Below are 12886 nucleotides of genomic sequence, written 5' to 3' on the forward strand. Positions count from 1 at the left end.
GCAAAGGCTGAAATGCAGGGGAAAATTTACGGGTACATACGTGTATCCAGCACGGACCAGAACGAAGACAGGCAGTTGATCGCGATGCGGAGCAAAGCGGTGCCGGAGAGGGGAATCTATATGGACAAACAGAGCGGCAGCAATTTTGAACGGCCACAATATAAAAAGCTGGTCAGAAGGCTCCAGCGCGGGGATCTGCTCTATGTGACGAGCATAGACAGGCTGGGCCGCAATTATAAGGAGATACAGAAGCAGTGGTGCATCCTGACAGGTGATATCGGGGTAGATATCTGCGTGATCGATATGCCGCTTCTGGACACCCGGAGGGGGAAAGACCTGATGGGAACATTTATAGCGGATCTCGTGCTGCAGATCCTGTCCTTTGTTGCGCAGAACGAGAGGGAAAATATCCGGCAGAGGCAGTCGGAAGGCATCGCGGCGGCAAAAGCCAGGGGCGTACGGTTCGGAAGGCCGCGGCTTTCCCTGCCCGGATGTTTTCCGGAAATGGTTTCCGCCTGGGAGAATGGACGGATCGGTCTGGACGAAGTCCTGAAAAGATGCAATACGAGCGAAGCCACCTTTTACCGGAGACTGCGGGAATACCGGCGGGCAAACCGAAGGGAAAGGCGGTTCTATCATAAATCCCGGTCTTTAGCAGCAGAAGAATCATAATTCTGCCCCGCTGTGCGCCGCTTGATCGGTACCTCTGAACGGTGGGCCTGCTCTCTGCGAAAGATCAGCGGATCGCGGATGAAATCACAGTTGAAAAGCCGGCAGCAAAGTTATAAAATGGTATTGTACATACAGTGACGGCTGCGGCTGTCTGTTCACCGAAAGAGGGGGAGGGCAGGGTGAAAAAATGTATGTGTTTATTTCTTATTCTGTTCATTGTGGGGAGTGTGTTGGCCGGTAACGGTATGAGCGCGAGGGCGGCGGGAGATTTTCTGCCCCGGATGGCCAAGCTGCAAGAAGGCTCTTCTGTTTTTGATATCTGTGTGCTGAAATCAGACGGCAGCATATATATGTCGGTGGATGATTTAGCGAGATACACCGGCTATACCTATCAATACGAGGAACAGCTCCTTCGGATTGACAGTCAGGTTGAGCCGGCTCGCAGGATAAAGGAAGTAAAGCTCAATCTGGATCAGAAGACGGTCACTGTCCTGAACAGCTCCTATGATCTTGGCGGATATTACAATTATAACGGGCGTCTGTATCTTCCGGCTGAAGATCTGCTGCCGCTTTTAGACTGCAAATTATCCGTCGGTGAAAGCGGTGCTATGGTTCTGGTGCAGGACGGACTATCCCTGTGGGAAACTCTGTATCAATTTGGCCCTGCGCGGTACGGAGTGAAGCCGGACGAAGTGGATTGGGACAGATGGAATGCAGCGGATTGCTTTATTGCGGATTATGTGGAAAACGCAGTTTCAGAAATGCTTGCTGCAGTTGCAGGAGATGCGCAGCCTGACAGAATCCGTGTACTGCTTTGCATGTGCGTGAAATTAACGGCAGGCAAAAAATATGTGGAGACGGCTGAACTCTACTTCAGAAATGCTCTGCTGCCAGATGCGCTGGACCGCTTTAATTTGGCTCTGCATGAGGCTGACGGGAGCGATGAATCCACAGAGCGGATATGTTCTTCTGTGGCCGCTTATCTGAAAACGAACAGGCGGATGTATGAACTGATGCGGGAACTTGCGGTTTCCAACGATACCGCAGCGCAGTGCCGGTCTGCAATAGAGCTGATTGATACTGTGCTGACGGATCTGGACACAGCCTCTAAGGTAAATGAACGGACGGGCGGTCTGGCCGCAGTGAAGAGAACAATAAAAGAGGAGTATGCCAAACTGACCACTTTTGATGTGCCGCATCAGGAAACTGCAGACAGCGGCGGCAAAGAGATGGATATATATAAAAAACTGTTCTGTTCGAAGTACGATCCGAACAACAGCCTGCTCTATTTCGCGGATGTGAACCGTGACAGCAGGGATGAAATGATTGTGATCAGCTGGTTTGATGATTGTTATACCATCTATGGGGACGTTTACCGGATCAGTGAAAGCGGTGAAACCGAGAGGATATACAGGAAAGAAGGAAGCAAAGCACATACCGGGGAGTACTTTGACTGGTTTTTGACGGAAGGCGGTGACGGGCTGCCCTGCCTGCTGGAGATTAAGGACAATCTGTTCCAGGGGGAGGGATCCTTGGAATACGAGGTGTATTTTTTAGACAATAAAGGCGGAAAAACGGTCGAAGACAGCTTCAGCGTATCGAGCAATCGGCCGGAGGATATGGAAACACTGCAGAACGGAGAGGTTACGCTGAGCGGTGAGGCCCAGGCCCGGTTCCGGCAGAAGGTAACGGATGAATATCTCGGTTCGGTTGAATTGTTTGCGGTTGATTACAAAACGCTTGGAAGGCATTTAGTAAATGAACCGTATGAAGTTTTTGCGAGTATGGAAATATACTAGGGGATAACTTGAGATTTTAACCGTGATGTGGTAATTTAATTAGTACATAAACTGAAGTTATTATGCTATTTGAAGGGAAGGACTAAATGAAAATTGAATCGATCCGAGTTAAAAATTATAAAGTATTTCAAAATATTGAGGTAGAAAATATACCTAATATGGCGGTCTTCCTTGGCATGAATGGAGTGGGGAAAACCACATTTTTTGATATTTTTGGTTTTCTTCATGATGCATTGCAGTTAAATATTAGGGCGGCCTTGGCGAAACGAGGTGGCTTTAATGAGGTAATATCCAGGGGACAGCAGGGGGATATAGAATTTGAAATAAAGTTTCGTCCGTCTGAAGATGAACCTATTATTACGTATCAACTATCGATCTGTTTGCAGGATAATAAGAAGCCGGCTATAAAGCAGGAGGTCATGAGATTTCGTAGGGGCCAAACCGGAGCACCGTGGAAAGTTCTGGAATTCTCTTTTGGTGTTGGAGTTGCAGCAGATGGAGAGCTTATTAAGTATGAGGATGTAAGGCTTGCGGACCGAAGTCCGCAGAAACTAGATTCACCAGACATATTAGCAATTAAGGGACTTGGTCAATTTAAAGAATTTATAGCTGTTTCACAGCTAAGACGTTTAATAGAAGATTGGTATGTATCGGATTTTCATATTGAAGAGGCTCGAGGAGTTAAGGATGCGGGATATAGTGAAAGAATTTCTACATCAGGAGATAATCTTGCATTAGTTGCAAAGTACATGTATGATAATCACAGAAAAATTTTTCAGGAGATACTTGATGCGATGGCGACGCGTGTTCCAGGGGTATCTAAAATTGAGGCGCAGGAAACGGAAGACGGGAGAATAGTATTAAAATTTCAAGACGGAAATTTTAAAGATCCATTCGCATCCAGATATGTTTCAGATGGGACGATTAAAATGTTCACATACCTGATTTTACTCAAGGATCCTGAAAAACATGCACTTCTTTGTGTAGAAGAACCGGAGAATCAGTTATATCCGCAACTATTGTTTGAATTGGCCGAAGAGTTCAGACTCTACTCGGAAGAAGGCGGTCAGGTTTTCATATCCACCCATTCACCGGATTTTCTCAATGCGGTTAGATTGGAAGAATTATTCTGCTTAGTTAAAAAGGATGGATATACCCATGTTTATAAAGCCTCCGAAAATAAAACAATTAAAGAATTGTACTTTGCCGGTGATTTGCTTGGTCAGTTATGGAGACAGGGCTTACTGATAGAAGAGGTGTCTGAATGACAATTATTTTTTTGTTAGAGGAAAAATCTATGAAGGAAGTGCTTGATATTATTTTACCTCAAATTTTACCGCCAGACATTTGTTATAAGACAATACCTCATAGCGGTAAAAGTGATTTGCAGGAGTCTATACCTCATAAACTTAAAGCATGGCGTCAGGCAGATATAAAATTTGTGATAGTTCAGGATCAGGACAGTGCTGATTGCAGAGATGTAAAATCTAAACTGCAAGAGCTGACAAAGCCTTATCAACGGGAGGTGTTGATAAGAATTGCCTGTCGAGAGCTGGAGTCATGGCATTTCGGTGATCTTAATGCAGTTTCTCTAGCCTATGGTAAGGATGTCAGAGCATTAAAACTGAAAAGTAAATTTCGAAATCCAGACAATATTGGAAATCCTAAAGATGAATTGCGTAAACTGTTTCCCAAACACCAGCAATTGGATGGTGCTCGAAGAATCGCAGCGTATATGGACATAGAAAATAATACATCCACGAGTTTTAATTATTTTGTTTCTGGCATCAGAAAGTTTTGCAGCTGATTAATATTTGTTGTTGGAGGTAGCAGATGACCGAAAAAGAAGAAAACAGAGAATTAGCTATGCAGGCCGCCGAGCAGTACCGGCAGTCCGTGCCGGGGCTGAAAGAAGGCCGGAAGCGGGCCGCCATGCAGCGGACAGCCGGAACCAGGTTTTCCATACCCAGGGAAGGATTAAAACCTGTGCAGACGCTATTGTACCGCCCTTTCGCACAAACTTCTAAGGATCGGCTTCCGGTGCTGTTTAATATGCACGGAGGAGCCTGGCTGGGCGGGGACGCGGTGCTGATGGAGAGCTTCTGCCAGATGATGGCGGATGAACTGCCCGCATTTGTGGTCAACGTAAACTATACGAAGGCGGATGAGGAACCGCTGCCCTATGCGACTAGAGAAGTGGCGGACGCCGTGAAATACTTTGCGGATCATGCCATGGAATATGGAATTGATGAACGACGCATGGCGGTGGGAGGCCACAGCGCGGGCGCGCAGCTGGCGGCTACCGCCGCGCTTTTGCTGAAGGATGAGGGTATCCGCCTGGCATGTCAGATGCTGGTATACCCGCCCACAGATCTGACCTATGATCCGGATCATTTGCTTCCGGAAGATGGGCTGAAGCTGTTTTTGTTTCCTGACGGCGGAAGCGGCCATAAATACATATCCCCGCTGATAGCAGGAGATGAAGATCTGGCGGGAGTATGCCCGGCGGTCTTTATCATCTGTGGAAAGGATGAGTTAAAGCCGGAGGGCATCGCTTATGCGAAGCGGCTGATCGATGTATCCGTACCTGTAAAAGTGAAGGAATACCCGCAGGCGCTGCACGGATTTCTGGAGGTAAACCGCCCGGATTATCCGGCGGAGGATGAGCGCCGGACACCGGAACAGGAAGCGTACTGCAGGGACTGCGAAATGTATCTGGTGCAGGAGATACGGGCCTGCTTCAGGGAGGTTTGATCCGTGAGAGGACTTAAAACATGGATAAACAGGTGATACATATATACGGTGCATCCGGTTCGGGAACTTCTGCTATAGGCAGGTTTATCAGCGATAAATTGGGTTATTTTTTCATGGATACAGACGATTATTTTTGGGAACCGACAAATCCCCCCTATACGTTGAAAAGAAACCGCTCTGACAGGCTTACACTGATGAAAAATAATATTGTAAAATATGACAGGGTGGTTATTTCAGGTTCGCTGGTTGATTGGGGAGATGAGCTCATACCTTTCTTTACATTGGCAATTCGCGTAGAAACAGATACTGCAATACGGATTGCCAGGTTAAGAAAAAGAGAACGGGAGAATTTTGGCAGCAGGATTGATATGAGTGGGGATATGTATGAAACCCATCGGGATTTCATTGATTGGGCGGCTTCCTATGACAATGGCGGTTTGGATATGAGAAGTAAGTCCAAACATGATGAATGGCAGAAAAAATTGCAGTGCCGCCAGATTTTGCTGGACGGAAGCCTGCCGTTGGAGAAGAACTTTGAGATAATTCGGCAGAATCTTTAAATTTCATGTCCTTTTATTTAGCGCATACATTTAAAAAGTATGCGCTTTTTTTCATCAGTCCTTTAATCCGCGTTTCAAATGCTGCAAAACCACACATACTATGCGAGTGAAAAAGCAATGCAGCGAGACGATTACTAGGAGAGTGAGGATTACCGATGAATTATAAAGAACTGGCAAAAGAAATATTGGAAAAAGTCGGCGGAGAGAGCAATATCTCCGGGCTCGCCCACTGTGCAACCAGGCTTCGTTTTAATCTAAAGGATGAGAGCAGAGCCGATACGGAAGCCCTGAAAAAATTAAACGGGGTGATGGGCGTTGTGAGCAAAGGCGGCCAGTATCAGGTTGTGATTGGCAGCGATGTGGCGAGCGTTTATAAACCTTTGAGCGAGATGTGTGAGATCAGTACAGAGGGCGGAGCAGAGGAGGATAAGAACGGCAAAAAGTTCCTGGAACGCCTGGTGGACACGCTGTCCGGCATATTCACGCCGATCCTTCCGGCGATCACTGCGGCCGGTATGATCAAGGCCGTGCTGGCGCTGTTTTCAGCCTTTCACTGGCTGGACAAGAGCGGAACATCCTACCAGGTGTTAAACTTTATGGCGGATGCCGCCTTTTATTTCCTGCCGATCCTCCTGGCGAATTCGGCGGCAAAGAAATTCAGATGCAACCCTTATCTGGCGATGATGCTCGGTGGAATTCTCCTGCATCCGGATTTTGTGAGCATGGTGGCAGCTTCCAAAGAGAGCGGCGAGGCGATCCGCCTGTTTCTGCTGCCGATCACCAATGCGGGCTATTCCTCTTCCGTGGTTCCGATCATACTGATTGTATGGTTCATGTCCTATGTGGAGCCCATAGCGGACCGGATCTCGCCGAAGGCTGTGAAATTCTTTACAAAGCCATTGATTACGATTCTGGTCACCGGAACCGTGGGTCTGGTGGTGATCGGACCCATAGGCACCGTGATCAGCAACCTGATCGGATCCGCGGTGAACGGATTGAATCACTACGTGAGCTGGCTGGTGCCCGCGCTGGTCGGCGCTCTGACCCCGCTCCTTGTCATGACCGGAACCCATTATGGCCTGATCCCCATCGGAATCAATAACCGGATGACCATCGGATATGATACGCTGATTTATCCGGGCATGCTGGGATCCAATGTGGCTCAGGGCGGAGCCGCCCTGGCGGTGGCATTCAAGAGCAAAAAGTCGGAAATCAAGCAGCTGGCTTCCTCCGCCGGCATCACCGCGGTGTGCGGCATTACGGAACCGGCTCTCTACGGCGTGAATCTTAGGTTTAAAACGCCGCTGTATGCATCCATGATCGGCGGCGGTATCGGCGGTTTCCTGATGGGAATTCTCAATGTGAAAAACTATTCCGGCGGATCTCCGGGTTTTCTGACTCTGCCGAGCTATCTGGGCGGGGATACCCTGCAGAGCTTTACTTTCGCCTGCCTTGGAGCCGCGGTCAGCGTGGTGAGCGCCTTTATTATCTCCTACCTCATGTTCAGAGATCCTGCCGACGACATAGATGCGGACAGCACGGCGGTTTCCGGCACGGATGGCGCAGAAGCAGCAGGGAAGCGTAAAGATGCAAACGTTGCTGTGGATACGGAAGACGACGCAGTCAGGAAGGCAGAGGTCCTTTTATCCCCTCTGGAGGGGGAGGTCGTGCTGTTAGCGGAAGTGAACGATCCTACTTTTGCGGAAGAAATACTCGGCAAGGGCGTTGCTGTCCGGCCTGTCGGAGGCAGGGTATGTGCGCCGGCAGACGGAAGGCTGGTATCCGTGTTTGAAACCGGCCATGCCTTCGGCATGATCACCGATCACGGCGCGGAAGTGCTGGTCCATGTGGGTTTGGACACGGTCAATCTAAAGGGAAAATATTTCACAGTGAAAAAGGCGGCCGGGGATACGGTAAAGGCCGGCGACGTCATACTGGAGTTTGATGCGGACGCGATAAAGGCAGAAGGATACGATGTGATCACGCCGGTTGTGATATCCAACCATTTCGGCTATGAGGCAGTGGAAACCATAGCGTCCGCGCATGTGAAGACGGGAGAAGCACTGCTGGAGCTGCGGTAGAAAACGGCGGTACCACCAGGCAGCTATACGCCAGCCGGGTTCATGGTACGGATCCGGCTGCGGAAACGAAGACAGGAGGACAGAATATGCGGAGATTTCCGGAGAACTTTTTATGGGGCGGCGCGGTGGCGGCCAACCAGTGTGAAGGGGCATACGATGAGGGCGGCAAGGGTCTGTCAGTACAGGATGTGCTGCCCCGCGGGCTGCGCGGAGAACGGACCGAAGCACCCATACAGGATAATCTGAAACTGAAGGGCATCGATTTTTATCATCGTTATAAAGAGGATATACGCATGTTTGCGGAAATGGGCTTTAAGGTGCTGCGCACCTCAATCGCCTGGTCGCGGATCTTCCCCTCGGGAGATGAGGAGGAGCCCAACGAGGAGGGCCTGCAGTTTTATGACCGACTCTTTGACGAATGCCATAAATACGGGATCGAACCGCTGATCACGATATCCCACTACGAGACGCCGCTGGGGCTGGCACAGAAATACGACGGCTGGAGGAGCAGAAAGCTGATCGGATTTTTTGAGCGGTACTGCAGAACGATTTTCAGCCGGTATAAAGATAAAGTGAAGTACTGGCTGACCTTCAATGAGATCAATTCCCTGCTCCACGCGCCTTTTATGAGCGGCGGCATCCTGACACCGCCGGAGAAGCTTTCGGAGGCGGATCTGTATCAGGCGGTTCATCATGAGCTGGTGGCCAGCGCACTGGCCGTTAAAATCGGCCATGAGCTGATGCCGGGCGCCAAAATCGGATGCATGATCCTGGGCATTACGGTCTATCCCCTGACGCCCGACCCGCAGGATGTGATCGCGGCGATGCAGAAGGACAGGGAGACCATGATGTTTGCCGATATCCATGCCAGGGGCCGGTATCCCGCATATCTGCTGAATTATTTTGAGGAGCGCGGCATTCGGATCCGGATGGAGCCCCAGGATGAGGAGATATTAAAAAATACCGTGGATTTCATCTCATTCAGCTATTATTCCAGCATCTGTGAGACGGTGCACCCCGAACTGGGAGAATGCACCGGAGGCAATCTCTCCAGAGGCTATAAAAATCCCTATCTGAAAGCTTCGGAGTGGGGCTGGCAGATTGATCCCATGGGGCTGCGCTATACGCTGAATAAGCTGTATGACAGATATGAGCTGCCCCTGTTTATTGTGGAAAATGGGCTGGGAGCGGCGGATGAGCTGATCCAAACAGATGACGGCGAAAAAACGGTGCTGGACGATTACCGCATCGACTATTTGCGGCAGCATCTGCTGCAGGTCCGGGAAGCGATCCATGACGGCGTGGAGGTGATGGGCTATACCTCCTGGGGCTGTATCGATCTGGTCAGCGCTTCCACCGCGCAGATGAGTAAGCGCTACGGCTATATCTATGTGGACCGGAATGACGACGGCACGGGTACGCTTGAGCGCTGCCGTAAGAAATCGTTTTGGTGGTATAAAAAGATCATTGAGAGCAATGGGGAAGCGCTGGATGAAGCTTAATTGAACAAATGAGAACGTATTCCGCGCTGAAGGCGTTTGGGATGCGTTCTTTTTGTGTAAGAAAGCAGATTTTTCCATAATATTTGTTGATAAAGGTGAGTGTCCATATTAAAATGGACTGATAAGGGGCTCTAAGGCGAAAGGCCCGAAGGGAGGGGCGTAAACATGAAGAAGATAACTGCGGCGGTTCTATGCTTCATTTGTGCCACATTATGCGGATGCGGTGCCCGGGACAGCAGTATACAGCAAACGGCACAGCAGTCTGAAACATCAGAAACGGATCTTCAGAATATATCATCAGTGCCAGAAGTGGAATACCTCAGTACGGAATCTGCAGTGTGGGTAGAACAGCTGAAAAAATCAGGAAGCATACTTGTAGATTTTAACGGTGATGGGCGGGAGGATTCCCTCTCTGTAGAATATGGAGAAATAGAAGGAGAGACTTACATAGAAAAGCTGGAGGTCCGGTATGGGAATTTCCCTTCACCGTATGTTTTGGAGAATTACCGCAGCACGGTCAAAAATCTGGAATCCGGAGATATCAATATGGACGGCATACCGGAACTGATTTTATGCATGGATTCAGGCACACAGGGCGGAAACGGAAGCATGGGCCTTTTGATCCTGTGTCCGAAAGACGGGGAAATCTTCCCTCTAACGCTTCCAAAAGACCTGTATACCGGCTGCAGTTTTGAGGTGGTGTCAGAGGATGGGGGCGCACATTACAGCATACTATGTGAAGAAAGCGGTATGGCATTTACTGCGGACGGTGCCGGCCAGGGGGAAGCCGGGCCGGATCACAGGATCGAAGGATGGGCGGACGGTGCTTATCAGGTGAAACTAGTTCAGTTAGAGGGAAAGACCGGTCTTGAGATATACCAGTATATTGCGGGAAACAGCCATACCGAGGAACTCGGGGATGCGGTTACCGGCATTGTGTGGGAGGAAGACGGCGCCGGCATTCTCTATCAATATTTTGAACCCTGTGAGAACAAGGCAGGGATTTACTGAAGAGAACATTTCATAGAGAAAGTGAGTATATACAGATGGAAAAAGAAGTGATAGATGCAATCAACAGAATTACATACTTTACCTCGAAATTTCCCGGAAAAGAGTTCAGAATTATTTCGGATCATCCGGAACTGGCAACGCCGTACCTTTTGGAAGCAATCCGGAAAGCAATACGGGAAAGAGACGAACTGGGAAACAATTATGAACTGCATTTCTATGCGATGTACTTACTGGCACAGTTTGAATGCAGAGAAGCATTTCCGCTCATCCTGGATATGATCTCTCTTCCGGCAGAGGTGCTGGACGGGCTGATCGGTGACTGCGTAACATCCGGCTTAAGTGATATATTATACAGCACCTATGACGGCAATTTTAAAATGCTCAAAGAATATATTATTTATAAAAACTGTGATCCGTATGCAAAAACGGCAGCGCTGGACGTATGCATGCAGCTGTACAAAGACAGCATTGTGGAAAAATCGGTTATCACGGATATTCTTTACGAGCTCATCCATGATCCGGTCTGTGAGGATGACGGGACATTGGATACACATATGATCGTAAATATCTGCGACTGTCATTTTGTGGAGATGCTGAAAGACATACAATATTTGTTTGACGAGGGCAGGGCGGATGAATATGTGATGGGCGATTATAGCGACTGTGTGGATGCGATGTTTGATTATTCCGATGCTCATGAGAGATTTTGTAAGAAGATTACCAGCGCGGAGGACGAACTGAAGGGCTGGTCTATGTTCGAACAATCGGATAAGGATCAGAAACGCTTAGACGCAGATTTGGACAATATGCTTCGGAATATGATGAGAGGAATGAATAAACAGGAAAAATCCGTCAAGATTTATCCCAATGATCCCTGTCCCTGCGGAAGCGGTAAAAAATATAAAAAATGCTGCATGAACCGTTCAAAAGAGGAACTTGAAGCGCAGGCCATGGAAATGGACCGGAAAAAGTGGCTGGAAGATTATCCGAAGACAGCTGATCCCAGAGTGGAAGGCCGAATTTATCTTCAAGATTTTTACGATCAGGATAGCATAGCAGTGGATCAGTCTGTTTACCTGGCGCTGAAGGAACGTTCCGGTCTGCCGTCTGTGCGTGAGAGCGAAGAAGAAAGGATAAAACGTCAGACATATTATCTGCTGGATGCATTCGATAAATGGAAGGCAAAATGCGAACAGGAAGGCTTGAGCAGTATAAAACAGTATGACGAGAAGTACAGCATACACTATCCCTGTGGCAGCTGGCTCGGCATACTGAAAAATTTGCTGATAAGTCAGTCAAGAAAGAAAGAATTGAGATCGGTTGAACAGTTTTGTAAGGAAAAACTGCATAGAATCTAAAACAGCGGCGGTAATATAAAATGATGGTTGACGAAGTATTTCATGAAATAGTAAGGAATCTGGATCTGGGCCGTCTGACCTCACCTCCTGTGAAGGTATCCGGCGGCTATATGCACAAAATGTATAAAATAGAGACCCAAGCTGGCGCATATGCGGTCAAGCTCCTGAACCCCTGTGTTATGAAGCGGCCGGACGCGCTTCCTAACTTCCAGAGGGCGGAACAGCTGGAGGAGGTGCTGTATGAACACGGGCTTCCGGTGGTGCCGGCGATCGGAATAAACGGCCGCAAAATGCAGTTTCTTAACGGCCAATACTATTATGTATTCCACTGGGTGGAAGGAAGAGCGCTTCGGTGGAATGAAATCAAAGCAGAGCACTGTGGGACAGCCGGCGCGCTCCTCGCTGCCATACATAAAATTGAACGGAGAGAGAAGCCCTGTAATAGGGAGATGCTGTGTGCAGACTGGGACCGGTATATCGCACAGGCCGTTACAGAGTGTCCGAAGACCGCAAAAGAGTTAAAGGCTGTCAGGGATCTACTGTATTCCGGGCAGGAGGCTTATAACCTCGCGCTTCAACAGCTTCCGCCCGTGACCTGCATCTGCGACGGAGATATGGACAGCAAAAATGTCCTGTGGCAGGATGGGAGACCGCTCATCATCGATCTGGAATGTCTGGATTACGGAAATCCGTTTTCGGAGATGTTTCAGCTGGCGCTAAGCTGGGCGGGCGTAACGGTTTGCCATATAGATTTCGGCTGTCTGGAAGCCTTCTTATCGTCATACCGCCTAAAGTACGGAGAGTGCTGCGTTAGCTGGGAGAAGCTCTGGGGCATCGGCTTTAGCTGGCTGGAATGGCTGGAGTATAATCTGAAAAGAGCCCTGATGATCGAATGCGCGGATGAGGAGGAACAAAAGCTGGGCATCTGTGAAGCCCATGAAACGATCCGGCGCGTTGCGTATTATTCATCAGTAAAAGAGGAGCTTTTAGAGCGTCTGCGTATGCTATAAGCCGCCGGACTGAATGTGCCGGTACACCGGTTCCGTAAGGCGGCAGCAAGCATTTGGTTGTACATTATGCATAAAAACATAACGAATAATTAGTATTTATTAACATTGACGCTGATGACTGGATCGTTTATATTTATTA

At 48.8% G+C, this 12886-nt stretch carries 11 protein-coding genes; all 11 read left to right on the forward strand.

The window, feature by feature from the left end:
* The first annotated feature begins 12 nt into the window (after positions 1 to 12).
* The 11 genes from DWZ56_RS15145 to DWZ56_RS15195 all read left to right on the forward strand — a co-directional run bounded on the left by DWZ56_RS15145 (position 13) and on the right by DWZ56_RS15195 (position 12747).
* Complete coding sequence (locus DWZ56_RS15145) at positions 13 to 672, forward strand: recombinase family protein (RefSeq protein ID WP_118557471.1); 660 nt, start codon at positions 13 to 15, stop codon at positions 670 to 672.
* A gap of 179 nt (positions 673 to 851) precedes the next feature.
* Positions 852 to 2471 carry a hypothetical protein gene (locus tag DWZ56_RS15150; RefSeq protein WP_118557472.1) on the forward strand — a complete coding sequence of 540 codons (1620 nt, stop codon included), beginning with the start codon at positions 852 to 854 and terminating at the stop codon, positions 2469 to 2471.
* Positions 2472 to 2557: 86 nt separating this feature from the next.
* Positions 2558 to 3739 carry an AAA family ATPase gene (locus tag DWZ56_RS15155; protein WP_118557473.1) on the forward strand — a complete coding sequence of 394 codons (1182 nt, stop codon included), beginning with the start codon at positions 2558 to 2560 and terminating at the stop codon, positions 3737 to 3739.
* Complete coding sequence (locus DWZ56_RS15160; RefSeq protein ID WP_118557474.1) at positions 3736 to 4278, forward strand: DUF4276 family protein; 543 nt, start codon at positions 3736 to 3738, stop codon at positions 4276 to 4278. Before DWZ56_RS15155 ends, DWZ56_RS15160 begins: the two co-directional genes overlap by 4 nt.
* Before the next feature lie 26 nt (positions 4279 to 4304).
* The gene (locus DWZ56_RS15165; protein ID WP_118557475.1) at positions 4305 to 5225 is read left to right on the forward strand and encodes an alpha/beta hydrolase fold domain-containing protein; all 921 of its coding nucleotides are present in this window, start codon (positions 4305 to 4307) and stop codon (positions 5223 to 5225) included.
* Positions 5226 to 5245: 20 nt separating this feature from the next.
* Positions 5246 to 5785: an AAA family ATPase gene (locus DWZ56_RS15170; RefSeq protein ID WP_118557476.1), complete on the forward strand. Its 540-nt coding sequence runs from the start codon at positions 5246 to 5248 to the stop codon at positions 5783 to 5785.
* A 155-nt stretch (positions 5786 to 5940) separates the two neighbouring features.
* Complete coding sequence (locus tag DWZ56_RS15175) at positions 5941 to 7866, forward strand: beta-glucoside-specific PTS transporter subunit IIABC (RefSeq protein WP_118557477.1); 1926 nt, start codon at positions 5941 to 5943, stop codon at positions 7864 to 7866.
* Between the two features lie 86 nt (positions 7867 to 7952).
* Positions 7953 to 9368 (forward strand): 6-phospho-beta-glucosidase, encoded by a 1416-nt coding sequence (ascB, locus tag DWZ56_RS15180; protein WP_118557478.1) that lies wholly within the window; start codon positions 7953 to 7955, stop codon positions 9366 to 9368.
* A gap of 165 nt (positions 9369 to 9533) precedes the next feature.
* The gene (locus DWZ56_RS15185) at positions 9534 to 10379 is read left to right on the forward strand and encodes a hypothetical protein (RefSeq protein WP_118557479.1); all 846 of its coding nucleotides are present in this window, start codon (positions 9534 to 9536) and stop codon (positions 10377 to 10379) included.
* 35 nt (positions 10380 to 10414) lie between these two features.
* Entirely contained in the window at positions 10415 to 11737 is a 1323-nt protein-coding gene (locus DWZ56_RS15190) for a DUF1186 domain-containing protein (RefSeq protein WP_118557480.1), read from the forward strand.
* Positions 11738 to 11757: 20 nt separating this feature from the next.
* Positions 11758 to 12747, forward strand: coding sequence for a phosphotransferase enzyme family protein (locus DWZ56_RS15195; RefSeq protein WP_118557481.1), 990 nt, complete (start codon positions 11758 to 11760; stop codon positions 12745 to 12747).
* Positions 12748 to 12886 lie beyond the last annotated feature (139 nt).

The sequence above is a fragment of the Lachnotalea sp. AF33-28 genome, from assembly GCF_003477885.1.
In the GTDB taxonomy this organism is placed as follows: Bacteria; Bacillota; Clostridia; order Lachnospirales; family Lachnospiraceae; genus AF33-28.

Coding starts and splice junctions, on each gene's coding strand:
- DWZ56_RS15145 (WP_118557471.1), top strand. CDS start 13: ATGCAGGGGAAAATTTACGGGTACATACGTGTATCCAGCACGGACCAG.
- DWZ56_RS15155 (WP_118557473.1), top strand. CDS start 2,558: ATGAAAATTGAATCGATCCGAGTTAAAAATTATAAAGTATTTCAAAAT.
- DWZ56_RS15160 (WP_118557474.1), top strand. CDS start 3,736: ATGACAATTATTTTTTTGTTAGAGGAAAAATCTATGAAGGAAGTGCTT.
- DWZ56_RS15165 (WP_118557475.1), top strand. CDS start 4,305: ATGACCGAAAAAGAAGAAAACAGAGAATTAGCTATGCAGGCCGCCGAG.
- DWZ56_RS15170 (WP_118557476.1), top strand. CDS start 5,246: ATGGATAAACAGGTGATACATATATACGGTGCATCCGGTTCGGGAACT.
- DWZ56_RS15175 (WP_118557477.1), top strand. CDS start 5,941: ATGAATTATAAAGAACTGGCAAAAGAAATATTGGAAAAAGTCGGCGGA.
- ascB (WP_118557478.1), top strand. CDS start 7,953: ATGCGGAGATTTCCGGAGAACTTTTTATGGGGCGGCGCGGTGGCGGCC.
- DWZ56_RS15185 (WP_118557479.1), top strand. CDS start 9,534: ATGAAGAAGATAACTGCGGCGGTTCTATGCTTCATTTGTGCCACATTA.
- DWZ56_RS15190 (WP_118557480.1), top strand. CDS start 10,415: ATGGAAAAAGAAGTGATAGATGCAATCAACAGAATTACATACTTTACC.
- DWZ56_RS15195 (WP_118557481.1), top strand. CDS start 11,758: ATGATGGTTGACGAAGTATTTCATGAAATAGTAAGGAATCTGGATCTG.